This is a genomic window from Legionella antarctica (assembly GCF_011764505.1).
Lineage (GTDB): Bacteria > Pseudomonadota > Gammaproteobacteria > Legionellales > Legionellaceae > Legionella > Legionella antarctica.
Map to the genome: position 1 here is coordinate 2,059,418 of NZ_AP022839.1, position 18,086 is coordinate 2,077,503.

Genomic DNA, 18,086 nt, shown 5'->3' on the forward strand with positions numbered 1-18,086 from the left:
TTATGCGCACACACTACTGTTCTGCAGTGAATGAATCAAGTATAAATATGGAAATCAGCGTCTGTGGCTGGGTACATAACAGACGTGATCATGGTGGTGTGGTTTTTTTGGATATTCGCGATCGTTCTGGTTTATTGCAAGTTGTTTATGAGCCGGAAAACAAAGACACATTTTCTATTGCTGAAAAACTGCGATCTGAATTTGTTGTACGTGTCACCGGACTAGTGCGCAGAAGACCTGATGGTATGATAAATGATAGAATGGCCACAGGCAGTGTAGAAGTCATTGGTACTAAACTTGAAATTCTGAACGAGTCACCTACCCCCCCATTTTTGCCCGATGACCACCAAGTAGTCAACGAGGATTTGCGTTACAAATATCGTTATATTGATCTGCGTCGCACTGCCATGCAAAATAAAATGACATTAAGACATAATTTAAACAGGTGTATACGCGAATATCTAAACCAAAAGGATTTTCTGGATATTGAAACGCCCATGTTAACCAAGGCCACTCCAGAAGGTGCACGTGATTACCTGGTACCTTCACGAGTTCATCCTGGAGAATTTTATGCATTACCTCAATCACCACAGTTGTTTAAACAATTATTAATGATGTCAGGATTTGATAAATACTATCAAATTGTGCGTTGTTTTAGAGACGAGGATTTGCGTGCCGACAGACAGCCCGAGTTCACCCAGCTTGATATAGAGATGGCATTTATCGATGCAGAAGATATTTTATTGTTGATAGAAGGTCTATTAAAAAATGTGTTCAAACAAATTCTTGATGTGACTCTACCTGATAAACTACCAAGAATGTCCTATGCAGAAGCAATGCAGCGATTTGGCAGTGATAAACCTGATTTACGCAATCCTTTAGAGTTGGTTGATGTTGCTGATCTGGTAAAAAACTGTGATTTCAAAGTATTTTCCACCGCTGCCAATGATGTTGAGGGTAGAGTAGTTGCTTTAAAATTACCTAATGGCTGTGATCTGAGCCGAAAAGATCTCGATGGCTATGGTCAATTCGTTACTATTTACGGAGCCAAGGGACTTGCTTATATCAAAGTTAATGATCTTTCCGGTGAGATGTCTGGATTACAGTCTCCTATTTTGAAATTTTTATCTGAAGATACGATTCAGGCCATATTGAAACGTGTTGAAGCACAATCTGGTGATGTGGTTTTCTTTGGTGCTGATAAAATCCATATTGTAAATGAATCTATGGGGGCATTAAGAGTTAAACTGGGACAAGACCGAAACCTGTTAGGTGAAGGATGGAAGTTATTGTGGGTTATTGACTGGCCTATGTTTGAAATGGATCATCGAAATAATAAATTGCAGCCTATGCATCATCCATTTACATCACCTCAAGAGTTATCCCCAGAGGCACTGCGAGCTAATCCTGCTAAATCAGTAGCAAAGGCTTATGATATAGTCATTAACGGATATGAAATTGGTGGTGGTTCCATTCGTATTCATCAGTCAGATTTACAACAGACCGTATTTGAGTTGCTCGGAATTAATGAACAGGAAGCACAGGATAAATTTGGTTTTCTCCTCGAGGCACTTCAGTATGGTGCACCTCCTCATGGAGGAATTGCTTTAGGTATCGACAGGTTAGCGATGTTGCTTACTGATTCAACATCAATTAGAGATGTCATCGCATTTCCAAAAACGCAGACCGCATCATGTCTTTTAACCAGTGCACCATCCCCAACAGGAAATGCACAGCTTACTGAATTAGGAATCAGACTTGCGCCGACTATTAGCACAAAATAACTTATACCATAACACCATCAATCTTAAAGATTGGTGGTGCTTTTCTTTAGTTTTTTTCTTGATTTTTTTGTTTGTTAGTACTCATGTCAATGCAGTACCTGGTAAAATTACCCCTGTTCCTAACAAAGAAAGTAAAGCAACCCTTATTGAATATCTGGCCCAGGAAAAAACCCGTTTAACCATCGCTATTAATAATGCCGCTCGCAATACCTTACCCAAAAATGAGCAAGAATTTAATACAACAATGCAGCAAATTACCTCTATGCTGACTATGACCAGTGCTAAAATACAGAGTCTGGAGGGTTTTCTTGATAATCAGAACAAACAACAAATAAATCTAAATTTAAGACTAAACTATCTACAACAACTCCCTCTGGCCAGTGCAGAAGTAAGTATTCAAGAACGGGTCGCTAAAGTAGAAACGTTACTTACAGTAAATAAAAAAACCATTGAGCTTATTAATGAAAATTTGGAATTAGCTAGAGAGTTTGAAGGATCATTAAAAGAAGAAGTACACGAATTACAACTTTGGAAGCGCAAATATGAATTAGAACAAAAACTTGTTTTAATTAAATCCAGTAAAGCAAAATTAAACCAGGAGCTGGGGCAACTTTATCAAGCTAATCTTGGTAATCCTGATAAAAAGCATTCAGACAACAGTGCCAAGGCTCTGATAGGACATGAGATAAACTTACTGATTAATAATCAGCATATTGCGCTCATTCATCAAAATATAAATGCACTGAATATACAAAAAATGGTAATAAAGGCAAAAATTTTATTGCTTAAAAATCTGGATACTAAAACCTTACAGACAGTAAGTGATACATACAGAGAGAGTATTAAACAATATATTAATATTGAAAAATCATTGCAGCAAATGCAGGTTTCAATAAGTAATGAAGCCAGTCTTTCAGTTGAGTCCAGTATGAAAAACTCGTTTGGCTCGTTACAAAAGGCGCTAAATACGCAGATTGAAGACGCTAGATTACAAAGAAAAATGGTTTTGCAAGATATGGATGACATTCAAAATCAACTTAAAAAACTTATTTCTTCGCGCCAAAGTCTTGCTGAATATAATTTGGATAGTTTGCCCGTTATACTTCATAAATTAGTTGAAATTCCCAATTTACTTTATACCTATCTTAAAACTTTAACTTTGAAAGTTTATGATAGTTATACTTGGCTTGATACATTTCCTGCAACGATTTTGTGGGTAATACAGGCATTATCTATTGCCATTTTCTTTATGTTGAATCGGCTTTTAAAAACCTTGAGTAATGACAAGGAGCGTTTCAGATTGACAGGTTATCTTTATGATGGTGCGTTGGCCATTGTACAAAGAAACGTACCCTATCTTTGTTTGTTTATCATGTTGTGGTCGGTGTTGTATCTTACTAATATTTCATTTGCCAACTATCAATTACTGTTTAATTTAATTTATGTCTGGTTCACATTTAGAATATTAATTTTAATTGCACGTCTGGCTTTACTGGAACGAATCTCAGACTCTTCCGGTAAAGATGTAAAATTATATTATCGGTTAAAGTGGTTACTTTTATTTGGGGGCTGGACTACTGCCTTAATGGTATTTAGTCATATATTTCCTTTGTCTTTATTATTACAGGATATCTTTAACCGGTTATTTATGCTGTTCATTTTAGCCGTTTCTCTAGTTGCCTGGAAAAGTAAGGATGTAATTCCCTATTTATTAAGACCATTCTTAAAATATAAAAAGAGATATTTTAAGAATGCGATTTCTTTACTGGTTATCCTGGTACCCATTACTTTATTTACAACAGCAATTATTGGACTATTGGGTTTTGTTAATTTAGCCTGGACAATGTCTCGCTATCAGGCTTATCTGTTATTAGTTTTGGTGGGTTACATTCTCATCAGAGGATTACTCTTTGACGCATTAGAACTTTTTTCGGAATGGATGATCTCATCCTTGCGGAATGGATGGCTCTGGATAGAAGTATTCTTAAAACCAATTGACAAAATTCTTCGTATTATTTTGCTTTTGTTCAGTGCGCTTATTTTATTTCAGCTTTTCGGTTGGCACTCTGACTCTTTAGTCATGATTGGTCTGGAAAAAATGGCACAGTACTCTATTGTTAATTTAACAGGCATTCACATTACAGTTAAAAGTACTATAGAGTTTTTTGTTTTGCTGGCAATTTTTATTTGGGCGTCCAAATGGACACGTGAATTTTGTTATCGCTGGCTGTATAAAAATGCAAAGGATGCGGGAATTCGCAACAGCTTATCCGTATTCAGTCAGTACGCCATTATTTTATTGGGGGCATTTATAACGTTACACGTGCTTGGCCTCGATTTTAGCGGTATGTCTATGGTACTAGGTGGTTTGGCAGTAGGTATGGGTTTTGGTTTAAGAGACTTTGCCAGTAACATAGTTGGAGGCATAATGCTTCTTATCGAAAGGCCAGTCAGAGAAGGGGACTTGATTTCTCTCGGCGAATATGAAGGTCAAGTGACGCATATTGGCATCCGATCGATGCGAGTTTCTTCATGGGATAATATGGAGGTTTTAATACCTAATGCAGAAACTTTTAACAAACCATTTACTAATTGGACTCTACAAGACAGTATTGTGAGAACAGTAATTCCGATTAAAGTCTGTCGAGCTGATGATCCTGTTATGATCCAGCAATTAATCCTTGATGTGCTAGCAATTATTCCTGAAATACTTCCTGAGCCGCCTGCACAGGTTTTTCTTAAGAAAATTGATGAAGCATTAATTGAGTTTGAGGCGCGTTATTTTATTAATGTTCAGGTGCATACGCGATTTGAAGTTCGCTCAAATGTGCTTTTTGCCATTACTGCCCAATTCAAGGCTGCGGGGGTTAGACCTCCTGTAGAACCAATTTCTGTGGAGTTTAAAGAAAGACATGGTGAATTCCTTACTCAAAAAAATACCGCCGAAGACTGAAGAAGAACTAAGCGAACGCTGCAGCTGGATAGAAGCCTTTAGTTTCAGTCAATTAGCCATGAGTTTAGGACTAGCTATTCCAGCTAGTCCTGTTCGTAGAAAAGGATGGGTTGGACAAGCTCTTGAGTTGGCCTTAGGAACTGATGCAAGTAACAAATCCATCCCAGATTTTCAGTATCTAGGGATAGAACTTAAAACACTTCCTATCGCACCATCTGGTAAACCAACAGAATCCACTTTCATTACCTCAATTCCCCTGTTAACTATTCATCAACAAAATTGGAAGTCATCACAGTGTTATGCAAAGCTGAAGCGGATTTTATGGATTCCTATCGAAGGTGATACAAATATTCCATACCCCCAAAGAAGAATAGGTCGTGGATTTTTATGGTCACCTGATTTGCATCAGGAGTCGATACTAAGTGCTGATTGGGAGTATCTGACATTACAAATAAGCACAGGGAACCTTGAAACAATAGATGCCAAAGCTGGAGAATATTTACAGGTAAGACCAAAAGCTGCGAATGGAAAGTCCCTGTGTTATGGTTATGATAGTGAAGGGAATAAAATAAAAACTTTACCCAGAGGCTTTTATCTGCGCACTTCTTTTACTGAGCATATAATAGCCCAACAGAGAAATTAAGATAAAAACTTGTTCCCTAATTCTAGTGTTTATAATTTAGTTGCTATAACGTCCAGTACATCCCAGTTAACCGACTCACCATTACTTCCTGACTGTTTATAACGACGATTTAAGAAGTATCGAATTTCGAATCCATTTGCGTTTAAAATACTACTTAACTCATCTTTACTTATGCCATATGCTTGACCATTCTTTACAAAGGTATGATCATTACCAAAAAAGGTAACTGCAAAGATTGCATCGGGCTTCGTATGTTGACTAATTTTTCTGATGAGCTCTGGTAAATTATTTTTATCTCCAAAAGGTAATGCAAAAAATGACAGTACTAAATCATAATCCCCACTTAAAATTGCGTTCTCAAAGTCTGATAATTGAAAGTTAAATTTGCCATTAATATATTTCATTCGCTCGGTAATTAGTTCTCCTGCTCGTTGCGAAGTATCCACGCTGGTAACATCCCAACCTAATGCGGCAAGATTAAAATCAACATCACCTGCTCCTGATCCTAAATCAAGGGCTCTATAGTTTGATTTGTTCTGGAATGAACTGCTCATGACTTGATTATAGAGGTAGTAAATGTTTTTTCCGACTGAACCATCAAGATACGCCTGCCAATTATCTTGATTTTGATTAGCAAAAGACATATTTCCCACTGTTATGAGTAAAAAATAAGCTATTGTAGATATTTTAAATTTATACTTAGTGCACCCATTCATAGTTGTGGATCTCCTTGTGCTTAAGATAGCAACAGAGGATTAGCTCCAAGCAACCTTAAGAATCATTAGAACAAAGAGGCGTCAATGTAATATATATGAGTAAAAATTCCAATAATGTTTTTTTCTGGCTGTTTCTTGCGAGAGAAGTTGGAGGTTACCCGTGGGCAAATTATTAGATATTAAGCCTGATTACTTACATTTCTCAGTTTTAATGAATCCGCCATTCATAGTATTCAATGAAATTCAAAGCAAAAAAAAGCCCCAGGATATGGGGCTTTGAACAGGTTAGTTCTAAGGGCAAGATAACAAGATATCTTCAGCAATGCTCCTCCCAAAGATCTCGATCGCTGCCAGCCAAGGAAGCGAGGAACGAGCGAGGCTGGTAGTCCCTGGTAGCCTTAGAGCCGGATGTTTTGCCGCAGGCAAAATATAAGGCATCCGAAAAGGCGTCAGTCATTGGGGTAGCGTTGTTTTTGAACCCCGAATGGGGTGAAAAAACAAGCGGACACAGGACGGCCAGGGCCGCCGGAGGCATACTTGTCGCGTTTGCGAGTCGATTTCAGCCATGGATGGCTAAAATCAATCACGAGCTTAGCGACACTATCGTTATTTTAATATTTTGATCAATTGCTTTAATTTGCCGGCTTCGAGCACGTCGCCAGCGTCCTTTCTCATCCTGTCTGTAGCCAGGCCAATCCTCCTTTAATCAGATTCTCTTACCAGTTCAGGAAATAAACCGCCATCCTGCTCGTGATAGTTTCTATGTCGAAATCGGACCATGTGTTTTGCAAAGGCCTTCTTTTCTTCACGTCTACTCGCTGATTGTGTTAGTTCAAGACCATGCTCACCCATCATTTGATGAAAGGCTGATTAGTTTAATAGCTAGTTAGAGCTGGAGGGTGAAAAGCTTCCCATGAGAACACTTGGTAATCTATTTCTTGCTGTCTCAACAGGTTGTCTTATTTTTGCTGCCATTATGTCTCTAAAATCAGGACTGGTAGCAAAATATTTAATTGCCTGTTCCAATCCGTTAAATATCCCTACGTCAAAACCACGTGTTTCTACATTAACTTTTAACTCACGAATTCGATTGAGATCAGCGACAGGTTTTGCTGCTGTGGAAAATAAAGAAAATGCAGAAGACAGAGCAGTATAACCAGTTGAGAGGACGTTGGATAAGCCTCTTGTTTGTTCTTCTGCTGTTATCTCTTTGGTCCAGGCAAGCATAAATTCAGTGCTACACAATGGAGCGATTAACTTCAACATGCGTTGGATTTCAGGGTAAGCCAACTTATCTATATTTTCAGTACTTACTACTGGATTGTAATTTTCCAGCCCACCTTTTAAACACCAATTGTAAATAATTTTCATTTCTGCGAGTTGTTCAAAAAAATCAGTCATACTGAAACGTTCAAGAATATATCCAGCAACGCCGAAATAAAGAACAGCAGTTAAAAAATAATTAGCAAAGGCTGGAATGGGCAAGAAAAATCCTGCAACCCAGGCGCCTCCCCAAGTGGTTAAGCCAGAGCTCATCGCTTGAAAGAGATACATTTGGTTTGCAGTAAGCTCAAAGTTATCGATGTAATTTTTCAATGCTCGTGTATGTTCTTTATTATCCAGATCAAAAGGAGATGAGGTCAGGGATCTTAATTGTTCAGTTCGTTTAGCCCGTTCTGTTGCAATTTCACTCATTTTGATAGAGTTTATCTTACCCATACCTCTCTCCTTGAAATAAATACTTTAATTGGAAACAATCCAAAGATTGTACGAAGTTTTAAGCCGGCTCTATATTAATTAATAATTTTGAATCAGCTTCATAGAGTTTCAATAGATAATCCCTTTTATACTATATTTTTTGTTATTAATGAATGGAATTATACCCGGAAGTTGCAGAAATTTAACATTTTCAATGGTATGATGTATAATCCGACAAATTTTGTAAATTTAAGACATTTTTTGCATGGGCAATACAGTAAAAACACTTATTATACCTACAATGATTGGTGAGTTGGCTTCTGAAAAGACTCCATTAATTGCGGCTTTGACGTCTTTTTTTGACACTGATAAAATGGAAGGGGTCTGGGCAAGTCACAAAGAATATGAGTACACCTATAATGACATTACTTATCAATTTAGTTTTACTCAATCGATTTTAAAGCGTAAAAGAAAAGAGGGTAAATCAGGAGTAAGGTTTGATATCTACGATCCTGAGACAACACCACTTGGTAAAGGAGGCTATGGAATTGTATACCCTGTTGTAGGAACTATTTGTTTTAAGGCAGAACAACCCATTTTAAAAGCTGGCAATCACAGAATCGTTAAAATTCAGGATCATAGTGTAAAAGATTATTCGGCTGAAATAAGAAAAGAATATAAAGGGTTAATACAAGCAGGGCATCTGCATGTGAAACCACCTGTGTTTACAGACGGATCTGATGGAAAAAAAAGTTATTTAATCATGGATCTTGCGACAGGAGTTGCATTAGAAAAAATACTTCATCCTAATAAACGTGCTGAGATTAGTGATCAAATTCCAAATTTAACAGTATCAATTCGTTTAGAATTAACAATAGCTCTACTCAATGCTATTAAAACTCAGATCTTGGATAGAAAACTCATTCACAGAGATATAAAGCCCTGGAATCTTTTAGTCGATTTAAGTAGATCACCTCCAACAGTTACTGTTATTGATTATGGGTTTAATCTGGAAGAGGGCGAGCAGGATCATCGTAAAGTTGGAACCAGAGCATACAGGTCTCCTGAGTCATTTTCAGCCTGCCCAATTTATTCAATAAAGTCTGATGTATATTCAGTTGGAAGAGTCTTGAGTTATTTGTGGGGGGATAATTATCGAAATTATTATTTAGGCCATGATAGAGATTGGGATTATATAAAAAACAAGTCTGAAAATGTACAATTATTCCATGATCCTGATATTAAATTTTTTCTCAGTAAAGAAGAGCAAAATAATATCAGAAAATATATAAACCAGATGCTGAGCGATGATCCCAATATGCGATCCACGATCGAGGAATCAATTGCTCAATTTTCCCAAATTAATTTACAACCCTATGAGAATTTGAATAGGCATAGATCTTCTGAATTAGATCCAGATTTGTTTAAAATTCAATTAAATCAGCAAATTCAAGCAATTCGAAACCAGTTGAGACGTTTACAAATTAAAGAAGGAAATCTTAGACAAAGAGGATATGTTGATGCTGCAGATACAATGCAAAATTTAATCGATGAGCTCAGTATAAATACTGAATTGCTAGCAAGAAAACCTGAGTCGTCTATTCTCCTTGGGTATCGAAGATGTTGTTTACAGGAAATAAATACTGCAAAAAGCAAAGTGCAAAATCACAGAGACTCATGGTGGCTAGTTGCAGAAGTAGCAACAGCAATTGGTTTACTTGGAGTAGGGTATTTAATTGCTATTGGTATCAATTACATTAATACCAATAGAGTTGGTTTATTTTCTCAAACTGAATCAACTCAACTTATCGACGAAGTTAAAGATTTCATTATTGATTTTGACTCATAACCGCTTATAGTGATATGGGTCCGCATGTCTGGAACAAAATTAAGGAAAAATAAGAGCTATTCATCCATCATTTATAGTTAAAAATTCACTCAAATTAACCTATTTAAACCTACTCAATACCGTATGAATAGTGATTGCTACTACGAATTGTCTTAGGTCATTTTACCACAACTCTATCAGAATGACTTATCCACAAGTCCACAGGTCAGGAGAGCTTCACTTTCTCGTATAGGCCTGTGGGCCTTGTGGGTAAGTCATGACGCTCTCATTTAGGGTTTATGGTCTTTTCCGGCCATAATACACCTCTGCGGGCGTTAAATAATTAAAGGACTGGTGAAGCCTTCGGTTATTATAATACTCAAAATACTCCGTTAAGGCCAGCTCAACCTCTTCAATTGTATCAAAATCATACCGGTAGATTTTTTCTTGCTTAACACTACGCCACAATCGCTCGATAAATATATTATCTAAATAACGTCCTCGCCCATCCATGCTGATAGAAATGTGGTGAGATTTTAGCGTATTTATCCAATCTTTTGAGGTAAATTGAGAACCCTGATCCGTGTTAAAGATCTCACAACGCGAATGCAGCAAAGCGTTTCTAAGCGCCTCAATACAAAATTCAGCCTCCATAGTAGGTGAAATAGCCCATCCAATCACATAACGACTATACCAGTCCATAATAGCTACTAAATACACATGCTTTCCTTTCATGCGGATGTAGGTGATATCTGCGGCCCAAACCTGATTTGGTTTGGTGATATCCACCTCTTTTAATAAATAAGGGAACACCTCATGCTCCTTATTGGGAACGCTTGTATTTGGCTTTGGGTAAACAGTCGATAACCCCATCATTTCCATCAACTTTTTTACTCGACGTTTACCAACAGGATAGCCTACTTCTTTTGACAGCCATCTTGCCCGCTTAATTTTACCTTCACATGGATACTGCAGATAGTGCTCATCAAGTAGCGCCATAAGCGCTTCATCTTCGACAGAAATGGGCTTGGCACTATAATAATAACTTGAAACAGGCAAGTCTAATAGCAAGCATTGTTCACGAATGGTGAGCTCGGCAAGAGGATCAATCATGACGCGCTTTTCATCCAGACTAAAGTTCATGCTTTTTTTTTAGCCAAGATAGCTGCGCTTGAAGTCGACCAATTTCTTGATATAATGCCTCAACAAGCTGCTCTTGGGACTTGGCTTCTTTTTCATTAGCCCCAGAGAATAAATCGTTAATGGCTTTGATGGCCGATTGCTTCCAAGTTTTTACCTGCGTTGCGTGAACACCGTATTCACTGGTAATTTGCGCTTGTGTGAGTTTCCCCTCAATCGCAGCTAGCGTTATTTTTGCCTTCTTGGCCGCCGTATAATAAGCTCGCTTTTTAGACATTTTATTCTCCTCTTTGTATTAAGAAGAATAGCTCTTAAAAAACCTTTTTTTGTGTCCAGAAAACCGCGCCTATATTACACTTCCTGCGTACCGCTTTTATGCGTGTTATTTAGAATGATGTATAAAATTTTCGAAGTGATATATCCCCCTACAGCGTAATAATCAGGCAGTTAAAATTGCTGAGGGTCGTTTAGGATATGTTGCTTGACGGAGTGGATCAGTTAGCAACAGACTTTAAAACCTTTTGTCCATAGAGGAGCATTATGAATTATTCAATCTTATTAAAAATGATGCGTTTTTGGCCGCCTTTTTTAGGGGCTGGAATCAGTGTCAAAAAATTCAACTCTAATCACACATACATTTTAGTTCAAATGAAGATGCGTTTTTGGAATAGGAATTATGTCGGAACTCATTTTGGTGGTTCATTGTACTCCATGACCGACCCATTTTACATGTTGATGTTAATGAAACTCCTTGGAAAGGATTATATTGTTTGGGATAAATTGTCGACCATCCGTTATAAAATCCCTGCTAAAGGAACTGTTTATGCAAAATTTCTATTATCATTGGAAAAAATTGAAGAAATTCGTCTGGAACTTGAAAACATCACAAAGCTTGAGCCTGAGTTTACTGTTGAAATAACTAATGAAGAAGGAAATGTGGTTGCTGAAGTAAAAAAGGTACTTCATATATCTAAAAAATAAAGAGTAAACCGCACTGTTGATGCCCAAATATTTTCTGAGAGTGATTTTGAACAGGAGCATACCTTAGAGAAGATCCTAAATCCAAAGTGTTCGCTGTATACTATAATTAACAAGAAAGCCTGGGTTCAATGATAAATGGATATTTCATACTAAGGAGCTTATATTATGTTAAGTTGGGCGCTTGTCTTTTTTGTCATTGCATTAATCGCGGCAGCATTTGGTTTTAGTGGCATTGCAGTAGCTGCCGCAGGAATTGCAAAAATATTATTCTTTTTGTTTTTAGTGATATTTGTAATATTTCTCATAATGGGTTTAATGGGACGCCGAGGACCGCCACCTTCTGTATAGGGAGTGACTCTTGCCAGATCTCTCCGGCAAGAGCAACCCAATCAATAACAGACAACCACACTGTCTGTTTTATTGGACACCATTTTAATAGTTATACCCGTATTTGTTCAAATATTAACACGCTTTTCAATTTCACTGGCATGTGATCTTACAGTTTCTGCTATTGGGATTTTTCCACATATCCAGCCCAGACTGGCAATGAAACAAAAAATAAATTAACTTTTTTATAAATAAAGTCTATCAATTCTATCTATAATTTGACACGTATACTGTCTTACCCTCTAATTTAAGAAGGAATATTATGAAGCAAAGGCTTTTGGGAGTAAATGGTCCGCAGGTTTCAGCTATAGGACTTGGTTGTATGGGGATGTCTATAGTGGACCCCAAAAATGAGACAGTGGTGTAAAATAGAAACCATTGTTAAACGGGGTACCAAGTGGCTAAAAAAAAATTTACATCTGACTTCAAAGCAAAGGTAGCAATTGAGGCATTAAAAAGTCACAAGACGACCAATGAATTGGCATCTGAATTTGAGGTGCATGCAACACAAATCAATCTGTGGAAAAAACAATTACTGGATGGAAGCAAGCAATTGTTTAGCGGCAAGCATGACAAAGACATGGACTCCATCATACAAGAACGAGATCGATTATACACGCAAATAGGCCAGCTAGCGGTTGAGTTAGACTGGCTTAAAAAAAAGACCGGTCATCTAAGTTGAGCGTGCGGGAGAAGCGAGCCATGATTGATGTCAATCACCCTACACTCAGCATCGTACGCCAATGTGCATTGGTTAATTTGTCACGCGCTAGCTACTATCGCACTGCTGGCGAAGGAATATGTACCGAGAGCCCAGAGAATCTGGCTTTGATGGTCTTGATTGATGAGGAATACATGCGCCATCCTTTCTATGGAAGCAGAAAGATGCGTTCTTATTTACGTCGCCTTGGCCATGACGTTAACCGTAAGAGAGTGCAGCGTTTGATGCGGATCATGGGTCTGGTTTCAGTGGCACCAAAGCCGAATACGAGTAAAAAGAACAAGGAACAAAAGGTTTATCCCTACTTGCTACGTGGTTTAGTGATTGATCGACCCAATCAGGTTTGGTGCACCGATATTACCTACGTTAGGATGCAAGGAGGCTTTGTATATTTGGTGGCAATAATGGACTGGTATAGCCGCAAGGTGCTCTCTTGGAAGGTATCAAACAGCATGGATGATGACTTTTGTGTAAGCGCGTTGGAGAGCGCCATCAGGCTCCACGGCAGGCCTGATATTTTTAATACGGATCAAGGCTCCCAGTTTACCAGTAAGGCGTTTACCGATGTTTTAAAAGACCATGACATCAAAATTAGCATGGACGGGAAAGGTCGATGGATGGATAATGTGTTCATTGAACGGCTATGGCGTTCAGTCAAATATGAAGATATTTACATAAAAGAATACGGAACAGTTTTAGCACTACGAAATGGTTTAAGGGTGTATTTCAAGTTTTATAACGACGAAAGACCTCATCAATCATTTGGAATATACACGCCGTCAGAGGTTTATGCTGGCCTATATGAGGCTGCAGCGTAATGGAATGCCTGTGGATATGTGGACGCGTCCTGCGGATCAGCCATCGCCCTTCGGGACATGTGGACAAGCCATGGATAACAAAAAGACGTTATCCACCGCTTGACCACACTCGATGGCTTCGCGCCCACATACCCACAGGCTCAATAACAGGTGTTTCATTAACTGCTATTGTGGTTGACTCGTGTGCTACGCACCCTCGTCAACGAAAGAAAGTAGAATTAAAGTTATATCTTAAATTAAACGGATCGCTGTCTTGACAATGGGGTCCACTGTAGTCCAGGGCGTATGGACCAGGAAATGACGCTCAATCAATTAGAGTAATTCATAGAGCGATAGAATTAGGGGTGACCTTCCTTGATACTGCTGATATGTATGGTTGGGGGCATAATGAAGAATTACTTAATAAAGCCATCAAATCACACCGCAATAACATTACCTTGGCAACTAAGACGGGATTTGCCAGAAAATCACAGGGCGCTCAGGATTATTATATCGATGGTTCTCCAGCCCATATCAAAGAAGCGTGTGATGCTAGTTTAAAACGCTTAGGAATAGATATAATAGATTTGTATTATTTACACCGGGTAGATCCCCAAATACCTATTGAAGAATCAATTGGTGCAATGGCTGAATTAATAAAAGCGGGTAAAATTCGTCACATTGGTATTTCAGAGGTCAAACCGGAAACTATTCGGCGAGCGTCAAAAGTTCATCCTATTGCAGCAGTACAAACAGAATATTCTTTATGGGAACGGCGTCCAGAAAAGGAAATTATACCTACTTGTCTGGAGTTAGGAATTGCCTTTGTAGCTTACAGTCCTCTAGGGCGCGGTTTTTTAACGGGTACGATAACCAATATACATCAATTAACAACCGATGACTTTAGACTGCGATTGCCACGTTTTCAAGGGGAAAACTTAATTGCAAATCAAAAGCTTATTCGTAAGTTTAAAAAAATAGCTAAAGAGAAGCACTGCCGTTTGAGTCAACTAGCATTAGCATGGATATTAGCTCAATCGACATCAATTATTCCAATTCCCGGAACCAAGAAACTTTCGTATCTTGAAGAGAATCTGGAGGCTTTGAATCTTGAATTATCTCCAGAAGATCTAAATCACCTTGGGCATTTATTTTCGCTTAATCGTGCTAAAGGTAATAAATACCCCAAGGAATTTGAACGTGAAGCCTAATTAATTTCAAAAGAGATTGTTCTTAAGGAGTTGTTTGATTTTATTCGTTCAGTATGAATGAAATTTCACCGCTTCGCTCAAGGGTTCCTTTTTTTACCGAGGAAATATCCTCTGAACCATGTTGAAATCTTAGTGCCTGTTTAATATCATTAGGTGTGATTCGGCAAGAGGACATACTTTTTTCAATGTATTTTCCATTTTTAATGAGGCAAATTTTCTCACCTTTAATGTATTTACCAATCCAGTGACTTTTATACCCCATATATGAAAGAAGACGGTGTATCGCTACAATTAAAGTACAAACTACCATCGATGGAAGGGTAGGGACGGATTTGACAATGGCTTCACCTAATATGGCACCAAGAATGATATAAATAATAAAATCTAAAGGAGAATGGTTGCCATAGAGACGGGTAGAGTTTGTGCGGAATAAGAAGATCGCATATAGCGTGATAATAATAGCTCTTATATAAAGGTCGTAATTAAATAAGTCATTCCAGCCAAAAAATTGAGCCATTTGATAGTTCCATTTATTAAATATTAGTATTTTTTATACTACTCAATGTAATTTAATGATAATTCTTCTGCAGGATAAATCAACATTATTTTCTTTATAAACAAACAGGGTGCAGATAGAAATTAATCACGTTAGGAATCTATTTGATTTTTTAGCGGTCACCATCAATGCAGGAAGATATTTGTTACTATACCGTATAATATAATGCTCACAATGATTTTACCGGGTAAAAGATAGAGCGCAGAATTTAGCCGGATGATTTCTCAATTTCCAGAACGATGATAAACTGAATATCTTTTAAAGAGAGTTATAATGTACTATTTTTTAGCCCTGGTTTTAGCTGCTACAACGATGAGTGTGGCAGCTGGTGATATAATATAGGCGCGGTTTTCTGGACACAAAAAAAGGTTTTTTAAGAGCTATTCTTCTTAATACAAAGAGGAGAATAAAATGTCTAAAAAGCGAGCTTATTATACGGCGGCCAAGAAGGCAAAAATAACGCTAGCTGCGATTGAGGGGAAACTCACACAAGCGCAAATTACCAGTGAATACGGTGTTCACGCAACGCAGGTAAAAACTTGGAAGCAATCGGCCATCAAAGCCATTAACGATTTATTCTCTGGGGCTAATGAAAAAGAAGCCAAGTCCCAAGAGCAGCTTGTTGAGGCATTATATCAAGAAATTGGTCGACTTCAAGCGCAGCTATCTTGGCTAAAAAAAAAGCATGAACTTTAGTCTGGATGAAAAGCGCGTCATGATTGATCCTCTTGCCGAGCTCACCATTCGTGAACAATGCTTGCTATTAGACTTGCCTGTTTCAAGTTATTATTATAGTGCCAAGCCCATTTCTGTCGAAGATGAAGCGCTTATGGCGCTACTTGATGAGCACTATCTGCAGTATCCATGTGAAGGTAAAATTAAGCGGGCAAGATGGCTGTCAAAAGAAGTAGGCTATCCTGTTGGTAAACGTCGAGTAAAAAAGTTGATGGAAATGATGGGGTTATCGACTGTTTACCCAAAGCCAAATACAAGCGTTCCCAATAAGGAGCATGAGGTGTTCCCTTATTTATTAAAAGAGGTGGATATCACCAAACCAAATCAGGTTTGGGCCGCAGATATCACCTACATCCGCATGAAAGGAAAGCATGTGTATTTAGTAGCTATTATGGACTGGTATAGTCGTTATGTGATTGGATGGGCTATTTCACCTACTATGGAGGCTGAATTTTGTATTGAGGCGCTTAGAAACGCTTTGCTGCATTCGCGTTGTGAGATCTTTAACACGGATCAGGGTTCTCAATTTACCTCAAAAGATTGGATAAATACGCTAAAATCTCACCACATTTCTATCAGCATGGATGGGCGAGGACGTTATTTAGATAATATATTTATCGAGCGATTGTGGCGTAGTGTTAAGCAAGAAAAAATCTACCGGTATGATTTTGATACAATTGAAGAGGTTGAGCTGGCCTTAACGGAGTATTTTGAGTATTATAATAACCGAAGGCTTCACCAGTCCTTTAATTATTTAACGCCCGCAGAGGTGTATTATGGCCGGAAAAGACCATAAACCCTAAATGAGAGCGTCATGACTTACCCACAAGGCCCACAGGCCTATACGAGAAAGTGAAGCTCTCCTGACCTGTGGACTTGTGGATAAGTCATTCTGATAGAGTTGTGGTAAAATGACCTAAGACAATTCGTAGTAGCAATCACTATTCATACGGTATTGAGTAGGTTTAAATAGGTTAATTTGAGTGAATTTTTAACTATAAATGATGGATGAATAGCTCTTATTTTTCCTTAATTTTGTTCCAGACATGCGGACCCATATCAATATAACCCCAGAGAAATACTCACAACTATTTAAAAACTATGATGGGTGTTTTCTTATTTATAGTGTCAATAACCATAAGATAATTAGTGAATATAATCCCAAAAACCACTGTAATCAACGCATTGCTCCTGATTCTACTTTTAAAATTCCTTTATCCCTGATGGCTTTTGATCAGGGCATTATCAAACAAAAAACAGTGTTTAAATGGGATGGTAAAAAAGGAATATTGTCAGAACATGATCGAGATCAAACCCCGGATAGCTGGATAAAATATTCAGTTGTTTGGGTTTCTCAACAAATTACTCCACAATTGGGTTATCCCCTAATCAAACGTTATTTAGATGTCTTTGATTATGGTAACCAAGACTTTACTGGGGACTCCGGGAAAAATAATGGGCTCAAGTATGCCTGGTTATCAAGTAGTTTAAAAATATCTGCTGTGGAACAACTTCATTTTTTAAATGCTATGGTAAGTAATAAATTACCAGTTACCCATGAAGCTATAGTTAAAACAAAAGACAATATGTATTTGGGAAAACTTGCGAACGGAGCTGATTATTATGGTAAAACCGGTTCCGGACGGCACGGGCGTAACGAAAGAGAAGGTAATCCCAGCCAAATACGTGATGGTTGGTTTGTAGGTTTTATTGAGCAGGGTAAACAAACATATATTTTTGTAAGTAATCTTACTGATAAATTGGCACAAGACTCTATAGAAAACTCGACTATAAACCTAAAGCCATTTGGAAGCCAACTACTTTTAACAATCACTATGCAACTGTTAAATGAGTATTTTGCAAAGTAATTGTCAGAGTTTAAATAAAAATGATTCTTCATCCTTGAAAAATGAGATAAATAAATGTCAGGCACGCG

16 protein-coding genes and 1 pseudogene are annotated in these 18,086 nt (G+C 37.9%); 11 read left to right on the forward strand and 6 right to left on the reverse strand.

Going from position 1 to position 18,086, the window contains the following annotated elements; all coding sequences use genetic code 11:
* The first annotated feature begins 2 nt into the window (after positions 1-2).
* From aspS to mutH, 3 genes are read left to right on the forward strand one after another with little or no spacing between them, the layout of a single operon-like run.
* Positions 3-1,784: an aspartate--tRNA ligase gene (gene aspS / locus HRS36_RS09855; RefSeq protein WP_173237182.1), complete on the forward strand. Its 1,782-nt coding sequence runs from the start codon at positions 3-5 to the stop codon at positions 1,782-1,784.
* Positions 1,759-4,737 carry a mechanosensitive ion channel domain-containing protein gene (locus tag HRS36_RS09860; protein ID WP_173237183.1) on the forward strand — a complete coding sequence of 993 codons (2,979 nt, stop codon included), beginning with the start codon at positions 1,759-1,761 and terminating at the stop codon, positions 4,735-4,737. The genes aspS and HRS36_RS09860 overlap by 26 nt, the downstream gene beginning before the upstream one ends.
* Positions 4,697-5,380, forward strand: a complete 684-nt coding sequence (mutH, locus tag HRS36_RS09865; RefSeq protein ID WP_173237184.1) for a DNA mismatch repair endonuclease MutH — start codon at positions 4,697-4,699, stop codon at positions 5,378-5,380. The genes HRS36_RS09860 and mutH overlap by 41 nt, the downstream gene beginning before the upstream one ends.
* A 29-nt stretch (positions 5,381-5,409) precedes the next feature.
* Here the strand turns inward: mutH and HRS36_RS09870 are convergent, their stop codons facing one another.
* The 3 genes from HRS36_RS09870 to HRS36_RS09880 form a co-directional block, all read right to left on the reverse strand.
* Complete coding sequence (locus HRS36_RS09870; protein ID WP_173237185.1) at positions 5,410-6,024, reverse strand: class I SAM-dependent DNA methyltransferase; 615 nt, start codon at positions 6,022-6,024, stop codon at positions 5,410-5,412.
* 774 nt (positions 6,025-6,798) lie between these two features.
* On the reverse strand, positions 6,799-6,951 hold the full coding sequence (locus HRS36_RS09875; RefSeq protein WP_173237186.1) for a hypothetical protein: 153 nt from the start codon (positions 6,949-6,951) through the stop codon (positions 6,799-6,801).
* Positions 6,952-6,978: 27 nt separating this feature from the next.
* Positions 6,979-7,815, reverse strand: coding sequence for a hypothetical protein (locus tag HRS36_RS09880; RefSeq protein ID WP_173237187.1), 837 nt, complete (start codon positions 7,813-7,815; stop codon positions 6,979-6,981).
* A gap of 244 nt (positions 7,816-8,059) precedes the next feature.
* Between HRS36_RS09880 and legK1 the strand changes: the two genes are divergently transcribed.
* Positions 8,060-9,643 (forward strand): Dot/Icm T4SS effector kinase LegK1, encoded by a 1,584-nt coding sequence (gene legK1, locus HRS36_RS09885; RefSeq protein ID WP_173237188.1) that lies wholly within the window; start codon positions 8,060-8,062, stop codon positions 9,641-9,643.
* Positions 9,644-9,919: 276 nt separating this feature from the next.
* Here the strand turns inward: legK1 and HRS36_RS09890 are convergent, their stop codons facing one another.
* Entirely contained in the window at positions 9,920-10,765 is an 846-nt protein-coding gene (locus HRS36_RS09890) for an IS3 family transposase (RefSeq protein ID WP_173235473.1), read from the reverse strand.
* The gene (locus tag HRS36_RS09895) at positions 10,755-11,039 is read right to left on the reverse strand and encodes a transposase (RefSeq protein WP_173235475.1); all 285 of its coding nucleotides are present in this window, start codon (positions 11,037-11,039) and stop codon (positions 10,755-10,757) included. Before HRS36_RS09895 ends, HRS36_RS09890 begins: the two co-directional genes overlap by 11 nt.
* Positions 11,040-11,302: 263 nt before the next feature.
* Here HRS36_RS09895 and HRS36_RS09900 point away from each other — a divergent pair, with 263 nt between their 5' ends.
* The 4 genes and pseudogenes from HRS36_RS09900 (at position 11,303) to HRS36_RS09915 (ending at position 14,859) form a co-directional block, all read left to right on the forward strand.
* Positions 11,303-11,743 (forward strand): DUF4442 domain-containing protein, encoded by a 441-nt coding sequence (locus HRS36_RS09900; RefSeq protein WP_173237189.1) that lies wholly within the window; start codon positions 11,303-11,305, stop codon positions 11,741-11,743.
* 165 nt (positions 11,744-11,908) lie between these two features.
* Complete coding sequence (locus HRS36_RS09905; protein ID WP_173237190.1) at positions 11,909-12,091, forward strand: DUF1328 domain-containing protein; 183 nt, start codon at positions 11,909-11,911, stop codon at positions 12,089-12,091.
* Between the two features lie 436 nt (positions 12,092-12,527).
* A pseudogene (locus HRS36_RS09910) lies at positions 12,528-13,669 on the forward strand (IS3 family transposase).
* A gap of 344 nt (positions 13,670-14,013) precedes the next feature.
* Positions 14,014-14,859 carry an aldo/keto reductase gene (locus HRS36_RS09915; RefSeq protein ID WP_267313899.1) on the forward strand — a complete coding sequence of 282 codons (846 nt, stop codon included), beginning with the start codon at positions 14,014-14,016 and terminating at the stop codon, positions 14,857-14,859.
* Between the two features lie 40 nt (positions 14,860-14,899).
* Here the strand turns inward: HRS36_RS09915 and HRS36_RS09920 are convergent, their stop codons facing one another.
* A complete protein-coding gene (locus tag HRS36_RS09920) occupies positions 14,900-15,376 on the reverse strand; it encodes a DUF421 domain-containing protein (RefSeq protein WP_173237191.1) in 477 nt (158 codons plus the stop codon).
* Positions 15,377-15,826: 450 nt separating this feature from the next.
* Here HRS36_RS09920 and HRS36_RS09925 point away from each other — a divergent pair, with 450 nt between their 5' ends.
* From HRS36_RS09925 to HRS36_RS09935, 3 genes are all read left to right on the forward strand, one after another.
* Positions 15,827-16,111: a transposase gene (locus HRS36_RS09925; protein ID WP_173235475.1), complete on the forward strand. Its 285-nt coding sequence runs from the start codon at positions 15,827-15,829 to the stop codon at positions 16,109-16,111.
* Positions 16,101-16,946, forward strand: a complete 846-nt coding sequence (locus HRS36_RS09930) for an IS3 family transposase (RefSeq protein WP_173235473.1) — start codon at positions 16,101-16,103, stop codon at positions 16,944-16,946. Before HRS36_RS09925 ends, HRS36_RS09930 begins: the two co-directional genes overlap by 11 nt.
* A 250-nt stretch (positions 16,947-17,196) precedes the next feature.
* Positions 17,197-18,018: a penicillin-binding transpeptidase domain-containing protein gene (locus tag HRS36_RS09935; protein WP_173237192.1), complete on the forward strand. Its 822-nt coding sequence runs from the start codon at positions 17,197-17,199 to the stop codon at positions 18,016-18,018.
* Positions 18,019-18,086 lie beyond the last annotated feature (68 nt).